Annotated in this window: 13 protein-coding genes and 1 tRNA gene; 2 read left to right on the top strand and 12 right to left on the bottom strand. The window is 53.1% G+C overall.

Features of this window, described 5'->3' with window-relative positions:
• Window positions 1-12: 12 nt before the first annotated feature.
• From tssD to ACMGGP_RS10915, 5 genes are all read right to left on the bottom strand, one after another.
• Window positions 13-504, bottom strand: a complete 492-nt coding sequence (gene tssD, locus ACMGGP_RS10895) for a type VI secretion system tube protein TssD (RefSeq protein ID WP_010670916.1) — start codon at window positions 502-504, stop codon at window positions 13-15.
• 828 nt (window positions 505-1,332) lie between these two features.
• Window positions 1,333-2,250: a nitrogen assimilation transcriptional regulator NAC gene (gene nac, locus ACMGGP_RS10900; protein WP_010247899.1), complete on the bottom strand. Its 918-nt coding sequence runs from the start codon at window positions 2,248-2,250 to the stop codon at window positions 1,333-1,335.
• A 454-nt stretch (window positions 2,251-2,704) separates the two neighbouring features.
• Window positions 2,705-3,739, bottom strand: coding sequence for an ABC transporter permease (locus ACMGGP_RS10905; protein WP_010247902.1), 1,035 nt, complete (start codon window positions 3,737-3,739; stop codon window positions 2,705-2,707).
• Window positions 3,740-3,753: 14 nt separating this feature from the next.
• Window positions 3,754-5,238, bottom strand: coding sequence for a sugar ABC transporter ATP-binding protein (locus ACMGGP_RS10910; protein ID WP_033758305.1), 1,485 nt, complete (start codon window positions 5,236-5,238; stop codon window positions 3,754-3,756).
• Between the two features lie 32 nt (window positions 5,239-5,270).
• Complete coding sequence (locus tag ACMGGP_RS10915) at window positions 5,271-6,194, bottom strand: sugar ABC transporter substrate-binding protein (protein WP_010247907.1); 924 nt, start codon at window positions 6,192-6,194, stop codon at window positions 5,271-5,273.
• Between the two features lie 505 nt (window positions 6,195-6,699).
• On the opposite strand from ACMGGP_RS10915, the gene ACMGGP_RS10920 reads away from it, so the two are divergent.
• Window positions 6,700-6,775: transfer RNA gene (locus ACMGGP_RS10920), tRNA-Asn, on the top strand.
• 90 nt (window positions 6,776-6,865) lie between these two features.
• Here the strand turns inward: ACMGGP_RS10920 and proR are convergent.
• From proR to ACMGGP_RS10935, 3 genes are all read right to left on the bottom strand, one after another.
• The gene (gene proR, locus ACMGGP_RS10925; protein ID WP_010247918.1) at window positions 6,866-7,168 is read right to left on the bottom strand and encodes a transcriptional regulator ProR; all 303 of its coding nucleotides are present in this window, start codon (window positions 7,166-7,168) and stop codon (window positions 6,866-6,868) included.
• Window positions 7,169-7,172: 4 nt separating this feature from the next.
• The gene (locus tag ACMGGP_RS10930; RefSeq protein ID WP_022624969.1) at window positions 7,173-7,520 is read right to left on the bottom strand and encodes a type II toxin-antitoxin system RelE/ParE family toxin; all 348 of its coding nucleotides are present in this window, start codon (window positions 7,518-7,520) and stop codon (window positions 7,173-7,175) included.
• Between the two features lie 304 nt (window positions 7,521-7,824).
• Window positions 7,825-8,913: a YncE family protein gene (locus ACMGGP_RS10935; RefSeq protein ID WP_029519393.1), complete on the bottom strand. Its 1,089-nt coding sequence runs from the start codon at window positions 8,911-8,913 to the stop codon at window positions 7,825-7,827.
• Between the two features lie 395 nt (window positions 8,914-9,308).
• On the opposite strand from ACMGGP_RS10935, the gene fhuE reads away from it, so the two are divergent.
• Window positions 9,309-11,471, top strand: coding sequence for a ferric-rhodotorulic acid/ferric-coprogen receptor FhuE (fhuE, locus tag ACMGGP_RS10940; RefSeq protein WP_498798430.1), 2,163 nt, complete (start codon window positions 9,309-9,311; stop codon window positions 11,469-11,471).
• Window positions 11,472-11,547: 76 nt separating this feature from the next.
• Here the strand turns inward: fhuE and ACMGGP_RS10945 are convergent, their stop codons facing one another.
• The 4 genes from ACMGGP_RS10945 to ACMGGP_RS10960 all read right to left on the bottom strand — a co-directional run bounded on the left by ACMGGP_RS10945 (window position 11,548) and on the right by ACMGGP_RS10960 (window position 14,946).
• Window positions 11,548-11,949 carry a cell envelope integrity TolA C-terminal domain-containing protein gene (locus ACMGGP_RS10945; protein ID WP_010670921.1) on the bottom strand — a complete coding sequence of 134 codons (402 nt, stop codon included), beginning with the start codon at window positions 11,947-11,949 and terminating at the stop codon, window positions 11,548-11,550.
• Window positions 11,950-12,047: 98 nt separating this feature from the next.
• Window positions 12,048-12,329 (bottom strand): hypothetical protein, encoded by a 282-nt coding sequence (locus tag ACMGGP_RS10950; protein ID WP_010247933.1) that lies wholly within the window; start codon window positions 12,327-12,329, stop codon window positions 12,048-12,050.
• Between the two features lie 185 nt (window positions 12,330-12,514).
• Window positions 12,515-13,828 carry an LLM class flavin-dependent oxidoreductase gene (locus ACMGGP_RS10955; RefSeq protein ID WP_129062995.1) on the bottom strand — a complete coding sequence of 438 codons (1,314 nt, stop codon included), beginning with the start codon at window positions 13,826-13,828 and terminating at the stop codon, window positions 12,515-12,517.
• A 47-nt stretch (window positions 13,829-13,875) separates the two neighbouring features.
• Window positions 13,876-14,946 carry an iron-containing alcohol dehydrogenase family protein gene (locus ACMGGP_RS10960; protein WP_498798431.1) on the bottom strand — a complete coding sequence of 357 codons (1,071 nt, stop codon included), beginning with the start codon at window positions 14,944-14,946 and terminating at the stop codon, window positions 13,876-13,878.
• Window positions 14,947-15,165: the final 219 nt, after the last annotated feature.

Raw genomic sequence — 15,165 nt, forward strand, 5'->3', positions numbered from 1 at the left:
CGTTATATTCCTTTATGCTGTCACTCGATCATTCCAGCTGTCCGAGTGGACGATATTTCCGTCTGCATATCGCCAGGTAATTTTTTCGTAAATCAGCTCTACAGTTTCCAGATGATCCCGCGCCTCACCATAGCGGGATTTAACGTCATACATCATCGGGCCCACACAAATAACGGTTACGCCTTCCATCAAAGTATTGAAATATTCCACCTCCTGCCCCGCGTCATTTATCCGGTAAAATCTTATTTCCGCTGAGCAAAGCTTTTGACCTGAGGTCACAGCCCTGTAAAGGCAGGGACTGGACTTATCGATCTCTTTATCAAAACTGTAAGAAGCGTGTTCGCGGACAGCGGTTGTTTTACCCGTCACGTTGTCTGTGGAGAGCATGACGCCGTGATTCAGGCCGAGGACTTCAATAGCGCCTTCACGACCTGCCACGTCGACTGATCCGACAATAATGTTGTTACCGTCATCTTTAAGCCAGAGATAAGCTGGAATAGCCATCGTTTTAAACTCCATTTTAAAAAGAGAAAGCCAGCCTGTTTTCTGCTGACAGGCCCACTGCTTTCACAGCCTGATTAAACTATCTTCCGGCAAACATCAGATCAATTTTCATACAGCGTGAAATCAACCTGATTGAAGTTTTATTGTTTCAGATATAGAGATCGCGGAATAACCCGGTATCAGAGAAAAAAAACGTGCCCAAAAGCTATTCAGAATAATTTAAAAGTCGCATCAGCAATTCTTCACGCCAACATGGATTTATCATTCGTGCTATGAAGTTCACATTGTGTCGAAATGGAAAGATAGAACCTCTTCCTGTCCAGCCAGTAAACAGCTCTGTGCAGCAAATAAATACAGAAATTACAGACGAAGGTTTACCAGAGGCGTCCGCAGCGCTGAGGAACAACCGGAGGCAAGGATGAGCCGACAGGACGTCGGCGAAAGGACGGTACGAGCCAGGGATGGCGAGTCCGGACGGTCCGTCGGCCGCAGGGCGTGACGAAGGCACCCCGCACAGCGGGGCGCGGAGGCAGCCGGACGCCGGGATTGTTAAGGGGCGGGCGTCCGCCCCTTGACGCGTCCGCCTGCTCAGGCAACCTGAAACTCCCGAACGCCTGGCGGGCGAAACTTCCTCAGTGCATACCCGCTGCTAAAGGCTCACAGCCTCCATCGCCTGGCGGGCGTAAACCGCTCAGTGCTAACGCGCGGCTAAGTGACCTGAAACTCCCATACGCCTGGCGGGCGAAACCCGCTCAGTGCAGCCCGCTGCAAAGCGAAACCCGCTGCAAAGCGAAACCGGCTGGTTGCCAGCCCGCTACAAGCGCCCTCTTAACTCACTAACATCAACTCCCGCTCCTCACTCAGCGGCTTATTCAGCAGCGACAGCAGGATGTTTTTCACTGCCTGCGCTGAAGGCGATAGCGGCAACCGGGCGGAGACGTTCAGTGACAGCGGCAGACTCAATGACGGGCTGTTGATGCGTGACATCCAGGCATCGGTGGATCCCACCAGCGAACGGGCGGCGGACTCAGGTAATACGGTCACGCCCATGCCGCTGGAAATGGCTGCGGTCAGGGTTGAAATCGATTCGATCTCACCGATGATGCGTGCACTCAGACGACGCAGCGAAAAGGCCTCATCGACCCGCTTGCGTACTGCGCTGTAATCACGCGGTAAGAACAGACTCATCTGCGCCACATCGGCCAGATCGACGCTGGCACCCGGGTAATCGGTGGCGCCTACCAGAAAGAGATCCTCTTTCATCAGCGGCATGCTGGTGATCCCGGCAGTGGGCGCGCGATCGTACAGCACCGCCATATCCAGCTGACCGTTCATCACTTTCTCATTCAGCACGCTGCCGCTATTTTCGTGCAGATAAACCAGCACTTCCGGAAATTGATCGCGCACGGTCTGCAACAGCGGCATGGTCAGCGATGAAGCCGCCGTGCCTGGGGCCAGCCCAATCGATACCTGTCCACTCAGTACCTGACCAGCGTTAATTACCGCAGTCTGGGCCTGCTCACACTGGCGCAGAATGGTGCGCGCATGACCATAGAGAATCTTACCCGCCTCAGTTGGCGTAACGCCGCGCTTGGTACGAATCAGCAACTGCTGATCAAGTTCATTTTCCAGCGTCGCGACCTGCTGACTGAGTGCAGGCTGGGCGATGTGCAACACTTCTGCTGCCTGCGTCAGACTGCCGATATCGACGATTTTCACAAAGTACTTCAGTCGTCTTAAATTCATCTTGCCTCCGTCACTCACCCCGAATAGCGAAATGGGTCTGATCCCATCGCCCTGATAACAGAGATTTTGCAAGATGCAGGCCAGGTTTAAAAAACTCAGGCCATCAGGCAGCCAGATTTTTCCTAACGGCCCGGAAAATAAGCGTTTCTGATTACCTCTTATGGGTTAATAAGCATCAGGAATGGCTGAGAAGAGAGAGTAAAACCGTCAGGCGCACTGTGACAGTGCAGACGCTGCGAGTCAGACGTGCAGAAAAGTGATGACAGGCTGTACAGTTTGAGTGCAGTGGAAACGCATTGCACCTGATGAAGGCTGGCAGGGCCTGAAAGGAGGCGTGAAAAACAGGGAGTGAATGTAACCGCTATCAGCGGGATTTCTTATCGCTGGCGAATGCCGGATGATAAAAAGCAGCCGTTGCCCTCTCCCGCATCCGGAAGAAGGCAACGCCTGCTAATTAACGTTTTTTGCGGTTACGGTGCATGTCGATAGAGACGGCAGCCACAATAATCATCCCTTTGATGATGTCCTGAATGTACGCATCGACACCAACGAAGGTGAATCCGCTTTTAATCAGGCCAAGGATCACTGCGCCAATCAATGTACCGGTGATACGGCCCACGCCACCCATCAGGCTGCTGCCACCGATAACGGCTGCGGCAATCGCATCCAGCTCGTACGACATCCCCATGCTCGACTGACCGCTGCTGACGCGCGCCGCCAGTACTACACCTGCCAGGCCAGAGAGCGCGCCTGCAATGGTGTAGACGATAATCAGATACTTATTAACGTTGATACCGGAGACTTTCGCCGAGGTCATGTTGCCGCCGATGGCGTAAACATATTTACCGTAGCGGGTATGCTTCAGGGCGATATGGAACAGCAGCGCCACCACCAGGAAAATGACTACCGGCATGGCACCCTGTCCGATTGAGGTGAAGCCATCGGAAAGGAAGCTGATCGGATTGCCCTGGGTGTAATACTGCGCCAGACCACGTGCCGACACCATCATGCCCAGCGTGGCAATAAAGGGCGGAATGCCGGTGCGGGTAATCAGTACACCATTGACCACGCCCGCCAGCAAACCGACGCCGATACCGGCCGCAATAGGGATCACCGCAGGCATATTCACCAGCGACGGATACATTGGCGACAGGCTGTCAGAGGTCTGCGCCAGGCTCGCGGCCACCACCGCCGCCAGGGCAATAATGGATCCGGAGGAGAGATCGATACCGGTGGTGATGATGACCTGAGTCACGCCGACGGCGATAATCCCGATAATCGCCACCTGCAATACAATCAGGATCAGACGGTTGGTGTTGAGCAGGAAAGACTGGTCACGCACGTACCAGCCGAACATTTCAAAAATTAACGCAATCCCCACCATCACCACGAAAATGCCGGTATCTTTCGGCAATTTATGACGCAGGCTGGCAAAAAAAGAGGGTTGCTGCGGGGCTGCCGGGGTGGCAGTAGCTTTCATATTGCTCATAGTGGTCTCGCGCCTCACTCGGATGCCAACGACAGAATGGTTTCCTGATCGGCTTCTTCTTTATCGAGGATGCCGGTTATACGCCCGCCGTGCATAACCATCACCCGGTCGCTCATGCCAAGAATTTCCGGCAGTTCAGAGGAGACCATGATGATAGCCACGCCACGGTTGGCAAGTTCACTGATTAAGCGGTAAATCTCCGCTTTCGCGCCGACGTCAATGCCGCGCGTCGGTTCGTCCAGAATCAGAATCTTCGGTTGCGCCAGCAGCCAGCGGGCAATCAGGACTTTCTGCTGATTACCGCCGCTGAGGTTATTGATGATTTGATCCATGGTTGGCGTTTTAATGTTGAGACGACGGATTTGATCCATGCAGTCCTGCGCCATCTTCACATGGCTGACAAACCCGCTTTTGCCGCTGTACTCCGGCATGTTAACGATGCTCATGTTCTCCATTACCGATAGCACCAGAAACAGGCCGGACTTTTTACGGTCTTCGGTGAGGAACGCCATGCCCTTTTCAATCGCGGTTGAGGGTGAGTCGATTGTCACCGGCACGCCATCAATCAGGATCTCGCCGCTGTCGAAGCTCTCCATGCCGAACAGGCTCTCCATCACCTCGCTGCGACCCGCACCCACCAGTCCGGCGACGCCGAGGATCTCCCCCCGGCGCACACTGAAACTGACGTCGGTGAAACGATCTTTGCAGGTGAGATTGCGCACCGTCAGCACCTCTTCACCAATTGCGCTGTTGAATTTCGGGAACAGCTGGGTCAGTTCGCGTCCCACCATCTGGGTAATCAGCGACTGACGGGTATATTTCGACGTCTGATCGCTGGCGATCCAGTTGCCGTCACGGAAGATACTGACTTCGTCGGTGATGGTGAAAATTTCATCCATCTTATGGCTGATGTAGATGATCGCTTTGCCCTGCTCCCGCAGGTCACGAATGATGGTAAACAGATGCGCTACTTCGGTTTCTGTCAGCGCGGAGGTGGGCTCATCCATGATCACGATGTCTGAATCCCATGACACTGCTTTGGCAATCTCAACCATCTGCTGTGACGCGATGCTCAGCTCACCCACCATCCGATCGGCTTTCAGGCGGATATTCAGGCGGTTCAGCAATTCCTGCGTCATCTGATTAAGCCGGGCGTGATCGACAAAGCCAAATCTCATCGGCTCGCGACCCAGCCAGATATTCTCGGCGACGGTCATGTAAGGCACCAGGTTGAGTTCCTGGTGGATCATTGAAATGCCGGAACGCAACGCGTCCATGGTGTCCTGAAACTGCACCGGCTCCCCTTTAATTTTGATGGTGCCCTGATCGGGACGATACATCCCGATCAGGCACTTCATTAAAGTGGATTTGCCCGCGCCATTTTCGCCCATCAAGGCATGTACCGTTCCCGGACGCACCCGCAACGAGACGTTGTCGAGGGCTTTAACGCCGGGGAAGAACTTGCTGATGCCTTCGGCTTCAAGCGCAAAAGCGTTCATACATCACCTCCGTACAGCTGGGTCGGGAACGACTATTTCAGGTTACGCTTGGTAAACTGTTCCATGTTTTCTTTAGTAATCAACTGGTAGGGGATATTGATGACTTTCTGAACTTTCTCGCCATTCACCAGTTTGATTGCCGTCTGCACCGCACCTTCACCCTGGCCCTGCGCATCCTGGAATACCGTGGCGACCATCTTGCCCTGCTTCAGCATTTGCAGCGCATCGGGTGTGCCATCGACGCCAGCGATCAGGATTTTGTCCGGGTTTTTACCCAGTGCCTGCAGCGCACCGATCGCCATTTCATCGTTGTTAGAAGCGATGGCATTGATCTCATCACCGGCGGTCATCCAGTTACTGACTACGTCTACCGCATCGTTACGGGTAAATTTGGCGGTCTGTTTCTGAACAATTTTGATGCCAGGGAATTTAGCCGCAACCTCTTCCACACCTTTAGTACGGTCACGGGTCGCTTCATTCGCCAGGTCACCCATCAGGATGGCAACGTTGCCTTTGCCGTTCATCGCTTTAGCCAGAGCTTCCATCTGTAAGCGTCCGGCCAGTTCCGAATCGGACCCGACGTAGGCCATTTTGCCGGTCAGCTCAGCCTGTGGACGGCGGTTGACAAAGATCAGCGGGATACCCGCTTTGCTCGCCTGGTCCATAATCGGTTTCACCGCATTGGTATCGACCGGGTTGACGATCAGCGCATCAACACCCTGACCGATAAAGTTCTGAACCTGCTGCAGCTGCTGTGAAACGTCGCCTTTTGCATCCTCAACCTGCCCTTTAACGCCATCTTTCTGCATCTCTTTCTGCATTGAGGTACGCAGAATGGTGAGGAAGTTGTCATCAAACAGCGCCATGGAGACGCCAACTGAGATATCTTTTGCCATAACCGCGGCAGGTAACATGCAGGCTAACAGTGAGGCGACAATCGTTTTTTTAATGTTCATAGGGACCCTTCTTATTTGTTAACTTGCTCAGCGGCTGTGACCGCGAATGAAAAATATCTTTTACATTCACCCAGCCTGTCTGGCGTCTGTTTCGGGAAATTTGAGGTAAGACTTCAGGTTCTGACTATTTTTGTGATCGACCACTCCTTTTCACAATCACTTGATCTGCAAACAGTTAACTTCAAAATAGCGTTTCACTTTCAGACGATAATGACGACCGTGATGATAAGCAGTTTATTTATTCCATATAATCACGTTTTGAAATTTTTATCATAAAAGCACTGAAACGGTTGTTTTAACATCGGCAAACAACAAAACTTTGACATGCCTCTAACATCTGCGGAGAAATGCCCGCAAAGTGAGATCCTGTTGGCAGTTTGAAAATCCAGCAGAATCGGGTAAAAATCGCCAATCCGCTGCTTTTACGAGCATCTGAACGCAATTCAGTAAACAGGGCTTTGACAAGCGGGATCTGCGCCGCTAATATTCGCCCCGTTCAAGCGATTCCTCTGTAGTTCAGTCGGTAGAACGGCGGACTGTTAATCCGTATGTCACTGGTTCGAGTCCAGTCAGAGGAGCCAGAATTAGAAAAGCCCGCTCAGGGAAACCTGAGCGGGCTTTTTGCTTTTATGTTTTCGGTCACGGCGGCATGACATCCCCGTCTGAATGGCTTACACCTCAAACCCGTAGTGCGAGCCGTCCGGCAGTTCCACCACCAGCCGCAGCTTACCCCCTGCCGCATCGATATAGCGCTTGAGTGTGGAGAGCTTCAGGTCGCGGCCCGGCTTCTCCATACCCGCCACGGTAGGCTGTGTAATGCCCAGCGCCTTTGCCATTTCGACCTGTGTTTTCTGCACTTTCTCGCGCAGCTCGGCAAGGTGAATGTTGAGCAGGATATCCGTCGCCATCGCCTGTGCGTCGGCAACGACTTCCGGTTTTTCATCCGCAATAAGCTGTTCAAGCGTTCTGCCCATCTGGTTACTCCTCATCTTTAAAACTATTCAGCCAGTGTGTGAATTCCCGATCGGCAACCGGAAGCATCTCCTGATAAAAACGCTTTTCATTGCCCACCTTATTTCCGGCACAAAGCACAATCGCCGTTCGGTTTGGGTCAAAAGCAAAGAAAGCCCTTATCGGATCGCCGCGACTCTGAATACGCAGCTCTTTCATGTTGATATAAACAGAGCCTTTTAGCGTATCCGCGTATGGCCTGGACAACCCCGGCCCCTTTTCGCGCAACACCATTAATGCTGCCAGTACGCAGGCGCGATCGCTCTCATTAAGCAAGGTAAACCAGCGATCAAACCTCTCCGTCGTTTTAATCATCCACACGGGATCTCCTTATTAATATAGGTCAAATACTATATAGGTGTAAAGCGATAATCGAGTGTGATGCAGGGGGATTTCAGATGCCTGTGCTTTTAGTGCAAAGTGAGAGAAGCGTTCAGCCGGGTCAGTGATGAATCCACACAACCTTCATCGTTTTGCGAGCTGTACCGGATTGGTTATGGGGTGAGATGATGTGAGGCGTTGTTATCAATAAGAAAGCCCGCTCAGGCTTCCCTGAGCGGGCTTTCACTTTGTTCGCATCGCTTCCCTGCCAGTGCAGAGTGACGCTTTTAGCGCGTGATTACGGCAGCGCGATACGGGCAATCTCGTCAGTGCCTTTGGTGGAGGAATCTTTGTTGAATTCCGCCTTAAGCGTGACATAGAGCGTGTTGTTGTCCGGGCCAATCAGCAGGCTGTTTGGGTTCTTGTCAAACGACCAGCTGTTTTTCACCGCGTAGGTGGTGGCATCCAGTTGCAGCACTTTCTTCGATTCGCGCTGGCTGATGTAAAGCTCATTGCGTTTAGCGTTGAACTTGATGCCCATCGCATCGCCTTCGATGCGCTTGATCACTTTGCCGGTGCGCTCATCAAAGATCAGCGTGGTTTTGCCTTTGGAGTCGTCAGTAACAAACAGGCGACCGGTAGCAGGATCTTCCGCCATGTTCAGGAACAGATACTCTTTGCCATCGCCTGCGGTCCAGCGCTTCTCGATTTTATGGCTGCGTGGATTGATCACCAGAATTTCACCCGAGCCGTTAGCCGCATAAATGCGCTCAGTCAGCGGGGAATAGATGATACCGGTGACCCATTTCCCGGCGTTTTTAATCTCGGTTTTCAGCTTAAACGTTCGGGTATCCACGACGGAGATATAGCCCGGTTCGGCTACGCGACCGACATAAAGCTCGTTGCCGTGCCACAGGACTTCACGCGCACCCGCCGGATAGCCTTCTTTACTGATCTTGCCCGGGAACACCAGACGCTGCAGCACTTTGCCACTCTGGGCGTCCACTTTGGAGATCGCGCCATCCAGTGAGTTGGTGGTGTAGAACACCTGACCGTTTTCATCGATAGCGGTACCGAAGTTTTTCATGTCGGTATGCGTTTCGCCTTTGGTCGTCAGCGTGGCCGGATCGAGACGATAGATCATGCCGCCGTTCACATCCTTAAACGCCTGCGCGCTGGCGACAAACAACGCTTTTGACGCAGGGGAGTAAGCCATTTCGTACAGACCATCACCCAGAGCGCGTTGTGTCACTGCGGTATTAACCGGTTTTGGGGCTTCAGCGGCAGGCGCATCGGCTTTTTTAGCTGGTGCCTGACACGCTGTCAGGCTAAAGGCAGCGGCAACTGCCATGGCAACAGCGGCTTTGCGCGGGCTTAACGATTTCATGCTGAACTCCGTCAGGAAATAAAGAATGAGAATCATACGCATTAACAGCCAGTAATCAAATGACGACGCTACTATCCAGACCTGTCCGGTCATTTTACCCGCGTTAAACCGCTTAACTGCCCCGTGAAATTCCACCTGAATGCCCTTTTTCTGCTTTCAAATCTGATAAACACCAGCAACTAAAAGGCTTTAAATTTTCCTATCACATTGAATTATAAATAATTAACATAAAGTTACACTTTCGATTGAATCCTTTGAAGAATATATAAAGCAAATGATTATCATTGGCGTTCTCATAACTGGCTGAGCGTCTTTCTCCAGAAGATGAGTGGATAAAAAATAACAACCAAAGACACAACGGTTTAACTCAATACCAATTTTTAATGGAAAATTTTATGGCTCGTAGTGGCAGGGAATCAGGTTTCAGAAACAGCTTTAGCGTCTCATTACTGACACTGGCGATACACGCCCTCTTCCACCCCGCCCTGGCGGCGGAGGAGACATCGCAGGATATGGTGGTCAGCGCCACGCCTGACGAAACCAGTGACAGCGGTAAGCAGAATTACGCGGTGCAGACCACCCGCGCGGGCACCAAATTAATGCTGACACCGCGAGATGTGCCTCAGTCACTCAGCGTGGTGACGCAGCAGCGAATGCAGGATCAGGATCTGCAATCGGTTAATGATGTGCTGACCAACGCCACCGGTATCTCCACCAATCTTATCGAAAGTGAACGCTCCGAGTACTATTCACGCGGCTTCAAAGTCAGCAACTTCACTTTCGATGGCATTCCGACCTCGGTTAACGATAACTGGAATTACGGCGATGCGGCGTCCGACACGGCAATCTATGACCGTATTGAAATCGTGCGCGGTGCGACCGGCCTGATGACCGGAGCGGGCAGCCCTTCGGCCTCGATCAATATGGTACGTAAACATGCTGACAGCAAAACCGCGACCGGCACGCTGAGTGCCAGTTATGGCAGCTGGAACAAGCAGCGCTACGTGGCGGATCTTTCTGCCCCGCTTAACAGCGATGGCAGCCTGCGCGGCCGCGTGGTGACCGGTTATACCGATCAGGAGAGCTGGCTGGATCGCTATCAAAAAACCAAAAAATTCATCTACGGCGTGATTGATGCAGACCTTACCGACAAGACGACGCTGTCACTGGGCTACGACTATGAAGATGACAACACCGGCAATCCAACCTGGGGTGGCCTGCCGATGTTTTACAGTAATAACGCCACGACACATTACGACCGCAGCCTGAATTCATCAGCTAACTGGGCGCGTTACAACACTAATTCGCGCAAAGTCTTTGCGGATATCGACCATAACTTCGATAACGGCTGGAATATTCATATCAACGGCACGCATGCTGAGAATACCTTCAGCGATAAGCTGCTCTATGTGATGGGCAATCCCGATCAGGAGAGCGGTGAAGGCACTACCGGTTATGGCAGTATGGATCGCGGCAAGCGTAAAATGGATTCAATCGATGGCTTTGCCAGCGGCCCGTTTGAACTGCTGGGTCGTCATCACCTGTTGATGGCCGGGGCAAGCTACAGCCGCCAGCATAATGCCGCCTACAGTCAGGATGGATTCAGCGATGCGGAGGCGGGTGAAATCACTGCCGCCGATATGGGGATTTTCAATAATAGCTGGAGCGGTAACGTTGCGGAGCCTGAATGGCAGGGCTGGTATCTCAACGATGATGACACTATTCGTCAGAAATCGGTCTATAGCGCTGCACGGCTGTCGCTGGCCGATCCGCTGTCGCTGATTATTGGCGCTCGCTATACCCAGTGGAGCACCCATGGCAGCAGCGGAGAGATGACCAAAAATAACACCACGCCTTATGCAGGGCTGGTGTATGACATTAATGACACCTGGTCCGCCTATGGCAGCTACACCGCCATTTTCCTGCCGCAGACTTATCGCGATACTCACGGCAGTTACCTCTCACCGGTGACAGGTAAAAGTTACGAGACCGGTCTGAAATCCGCCTGGAACGATGGCCTGCTGACCGCCAGCGTGGCGATTTTCCGCATCGAGCAGGATAACGTTGGACAGGCGATTGATGGCGTTTATCTGAGCGGCAATGAGCAGGCCTATGACGCCGCCAAAGGTGCAGTGAGTAAAGGTGCCGAGTTCGAGCTGAATGGCGCGCTGACCGATAATCTGCAGCTGACCTTTGGCGCAACCCGCTATGTGGCACGCGATAAAAGTGGCCGGTTCAACAGCTATCAGCCGCAAACCTCATTCAAGCTTTTCACCCGTTATCAGTTAGCCGCGATCCCCGAGCTCACCGTTGGTGGCGGAATTAACTGGCAGAACCGGGTGTTTAAAGATGTGACCAATGCCAGCGGCGACAGCGTACGGGTATATCAGGGCAGCTACCCGCTGGCCTCGTTGTTTGCCCGCTATCAGGTGAATAAGCAGGTTGCCGTACAGGCCAACGTCGATAATCTCTTTGACCGTGAATATTACAGCTATATGAACAGCTACGTTTACGGTGAGCCACGTAACGTGAATGTCAGCGTGTCTTATCAGTTCTGATAATGGTGAGCTGAGAGGCCAGACAGCCCGCGATTGCGGGCTGTTTAGTGTGCTGATTTAACAGGCATGATGCGTGTCAGGGCTGTCCTTCCATATTCCAGCGCGCTGATCCCATCACATCGAAAACATGCTGGTCGGTGAAAGCCGGAAATCTGGCGCGTTTTGCCGCCACTTTGAGCGCGTTGCAATAATCTTTATCGCCCCCTTTGATAATAAAATTATCCAGGGTGCCATCAATTTTGAAATCCAGATGGGCATTACAGCGTTTCCCCTTCCAGGCGTGCGGCTCTGATAGTGCAGCATCCAGCGCTTTTTTTATGCCAGAGGCCTGCTGACCATAGATATCGTTGTCCCCGACTTTTCCTGAACGTTTATAGTTGCAGGTTTCGAGTGCGCTTTTTTTAATACATTCGTGTGGAGTGAGAGGCGCACAACCGGCTAACAGGGCACAGCAGAAAATGGGAATGATCTTTTTCATGGATAAGTCCTTTTAGGTGAAAAGGGAACGGCGTCCTGCTCCCTGGTTATTCTGATATCAGGCTAAGCTAAACCCCTGCAAAGTGAATCAACACAGGGTTATTTTCCCGTTTTTTTTCGCCAGAAGAGAGAGAAAGCAATCGCTGTTAATACGCCAATCAGGGGCATCGTGGCCGCGCCCGCCAGAAAGTTGTGCTGGTCGATGCGTTTGTCCCTGCGGATATCCGCGAAGCGTGCGAGTGCCTGTTTTTCATCTGAGGCACGAACTTCCTCGAACTGTTTTTTATAACCCTGCTCTGTCAGATCGAAAGCTCGTGTTACGTCCGATCTTTCAAGTGCAACAGTGTATTTGCCTTTGGTATAGAACCTGTATTCTGACATTCAGCGATCTCACATCCCAGAGGATAGATTTGCACTATATCGGGTATGAATGGGTTTGCAGAACGCTTTTGGAAAATAGTGCGGCACAATACAGGCTCCAGCCTCCCTGCTGAGTTAACCGCATATCCTTTTCCAGCAAACTGCATGCAGTATTGCGGTAATATTTCCCGTGATGACCGTGGCTGTTAACTCTCTTCGGTTATCACTTTAAGCCCCAGATTCTCCCGCAGCGTGGCAAACTCATACTCATCGCGAAACAGTCCGCGACGGCGCAGTTCCGGGATCACCAGCTCCACAAACAGATCCAGCTGTTCCGGCATAATGGCTGGCATGATGTTAAAGCCGTCCGCGCCGCCCTGCTCCAGCCACTGCTGGAAGTCGTCGGCGATATCTTCAGCGGTACCGACAATCACGCGGTGTCCACGTGAACCGGCGGCGACGGCGGCCAGCTCACGCAGCGTCAGATTCTCGCGCTTTGCCATATCGGTCATCAGCTTAACGCGGCTCTGATTACCTTCGCCCAGCGGAACCTCCGGTACCGGGCCATCCAGTGGATATTGGCTGAGATCCATACTGAACCGCAGTGAGAGCTGACGAAGCCCGTTCTCAATATCCACCAGCGTATTCAGCTTTTTCCACAGCGCCTTCGCCTCCTCACGCGTGCGGCCAATAATCGGCATGACACCGGGCATGATCACGACATGATCCGGGTTACGCCCGGCGGCAATGACCTGCTCCTTTTGAGTGCGATAGAACGCTTGCGCTTCCTCCAGACTGGCGGAGGCGGTAAAGATCACTTCCGCTGTCTCAGCCGCCAGCTTCTGACCATCAGCAGAAGAACCTGCTTCGATAATCACCGGACGTCCCTGTGGCGAACGCGTGATGTTCAGGGGGCCTTGTACCTGAAAATGCTCGCCCTGATGGTTGATCGGTTTGATCTTCTCATCAACAAAATAGTCCCCGGTCGCTTTATCAGGCTGCACTGCCCCCGCTTCCCAGCCCCGCCACAATTTGTCTGCCACCTCAAGGAACTCCCGCGCACGGGCATAGCGGGAAGCGTGGTCGGGCATATCGCTGCGGCTGAAGTTACGTGCAACGTCAGTGGAAAACGAGGTCACGACGTTCCACGCGGCCCGGCCACGGCTGATGTGATCCAGTGACGAGAAACTGCGCGCCAGCGTAAAGGGATCGCTGAAGGTGGTAGAGGCGGTTGCGGCCAGGCCAATACGTCTGGTGTTGACCGCCAGCGCCGCCAGCATCGTCAGCGGTTCAAGGCGTGCCATGGTCGACGGCAGACGATACATGCTGGTTGCCAGTGCATCACCCACAAAGAACAGGTCGAACTTACCCGCTTCGGCTTTTTTAGCCAGCGTGATCAGCCAGTCGATGTCAGTGGGATCGCCCAGCTGTTCAGTCAGACGCCAGCCGCTCACGTGCTGACCCACCGGTTGAACAAACAGGCCGAGCCGCAGGCGACGTGATGGAGTGAAATGATTCATGAACGATTCCTGGTCTGTAAGGTGAAAAGGCGCGCCGCAGCGCGCGCTTAAAAAAGGGTGTCCGTCGCCAGCAGCGCCTGCTCCAGCGCGCGGGCAGAGACGCTAAACGGCAGCCGTTCTGCGCAGGCCTGGGGGAATTTAATCTGCTGCGCGAGGTTGCGCAGCGCGCTATGGCGATCGCCGCGTAACACCGGCAGCTTCAGCGGCATATCGTAGTGACGCAGCAGCGCAAGGAGTTCTGCATCCGCGACACCGTCATGTTCCATCAGCGACTGCACCAGCAGGCTGAAGCCGACTTTCTCACCGTGCAGCCAGTGATGCAGCTCCGGCAGGTGCGTCAGTCGATTGTGAATGGCGTGCGCAAAGCCCGGCGTCGGCAGCAGGTCGCGCACACTGTTCGCCAGCCCGGCGAGCACGATAGTGGCATCAATGACTCTGACCAGTTCAGGCGTGACCCGCTGCTGCTGGCAGGCCAGGATCGCGGCGTCTCCCTGCTGCCGAAAAGTGTCCAGCGCCTGCCGCGCGGTCATCACCTTAAGATCCAAAGCCAGATCATCAGGGTTGTGCTGGTGATAAGGCCGGAATTCATAATATTTGGCCAGCGCATCCACAATACCCGCTTTCAGGTAGCGCACATCGCTCCGGGCGATCACTTCACTGTCCACCAGCACCAGCTCCGGCATTTTCCCCAGCGGCTGGCTGTGCAGATGGCCGCCTTGCTCGTTATAGATGATGGCAATCGGTGACCAGGCCGCGCAGGTTGCCGCCTGGGTCGCAAAGTTAACCAGTGTGACCGCCGGCAACTGGCTGGCAGCGGCTTTAGCCGCATCCAGCACGCGTCCGCCCCCAATCGCCAGCAGCAGTTCTGCGCCCTGCTGTTCGGTATGGTGTTTTAAGCTGGCGATGGCCTGTTCTGTACATTCGCCCTCTAAATAGTCGAGCTGCCAGCGGATGCCATTCTCTTCAAGACTCTGGCTTAATTCCGGATTAACCGCCTGCCACGCCTGAGGAGAGGTAAAAATACGAATATGGGTGGCATAGGGTTTAATAAACTGACCGGCGCGGATGCGCAGGCCCGCCTCATGCGCATAGGCTCGCGGAGATGTAATGGCTAACACAGCAGCATCCTGATTATATAAAATAGAAAAAGACTTTTATTACAGTGAGTTAATAGCGTTTCATGGAATTTAATTTCTTTTCTGAATACTACGACAAATAATAATTTAAGCAATCAAAAACCGGCCATTTCATATTCACAAATCCGCATTAGGTTAGTTATTTTTCACACATAGCGACCCGGCTTTTACTGTTAATCTCTCATTCTGGCTGAATGAATT

This window comes from Curtobacterium sp. BNK-1, assembly GCF_048685235.1.
GTDB classification, from domain to species: domain Bacteria; phylum Pseudomonadota; class Gammaproteobacteria; order Enterobacterales; family Enterobacteriaceae; genus Pantoea; species Pantoea agglomerans.

What these genes read in the sequence shown, in the direction of transcription:
- tssD (WP_010670916.1), bottom strand. Translation starts at nt 504, where the DNA reads ATGGCTATTCCAGCTTATCTCTGGCTTAAAGATGACGGTAACAACATT.
- nac (WP_010247899.1), bottom strand. Translation starts at nt 2,250, where the DNA reads ATGAATTTAAGACGACTGAAGTACTTTGTGAAAATCGTCGATATCGGC.
- ACMGGP_RS10905 (WP_010247902.1), bottom strand. Translation starts at nt 3,739, where the DNA reads ATGAGCAATATGAAAGCTACTGCCACCCCGGCAGCCCCGCAGCAACCC.
- ACMGGP_RS10910 (WP_033758305.1), bottom strand. Translation starts at nt 5,238, where the DNA reads ATGAACGCTTTTGCGCTTGAAGCCGAAGGCATCAGCAAGTTCTTCCCC.
- ACMGGP_RS10915 (WP_010247907.1), bottom strand. Translation starts at nt 6,194, where the DNA reads ATGAACATTAAAAAAACGATTGTCGCCTCACTGTTAGCCTGCATGTTA.
- proR (WP_010247918.1), bottom strand. Translation starts at nt 7,168, where the DNA reads ATGGGCAGAACGCTTGAACAGCTTATTGCGGATGAAAAACCGGAAGTC.
- ACMGGP_RS10930 (WP_022624969.1), bottom strand. Translation starts at nt 7,520, where the DNA reads ATGATTAAAACGACGGAGAGGTTTGATCGCTGGTTTACCTTGCTTAAT.
- ACMGGP_RS10935 (WP_029519393.1), bottom strand. Translation starts at nt 8,913, where the DNA reads ATGAAATCGTTAAGCCCGCGCAAAGCCGCTGTTGCCATGGCAGTTGCC.
- fhuE (WP_498798430.1), top strand. Translation starts at nt 9,309, where the DNA reads ATGGCTCGTAGTGGCAGGGAATCAGGTTTCAGAAACAGCTTTAGCGTC.
- ACMGGP_RS10945 (WP_010670921.1), bottom strand. Translation starts at nt 11,949, where the DNA reads ATGAAAAAGATCATTCCCATTTTCTGCTGTGCCCTGTTAGCCGGTTGT.
- ACMGGP_RS10950 (WP_010247933.1), bottom strand. Translation starts at nt 12,329, where the DNA reads ATGTCAGAATACAGGTTCTATACCAAAGGCAAATACACTGTTGCACTT.
- ACMGGP_RS10955 (WP_129062995.1), bottom strand. Translation starts at nt 13,828, where the DNA reads ATGAATCATTTCACTCCATCACGTCGCCTGCGGCTCGGCCTGTTTGTT.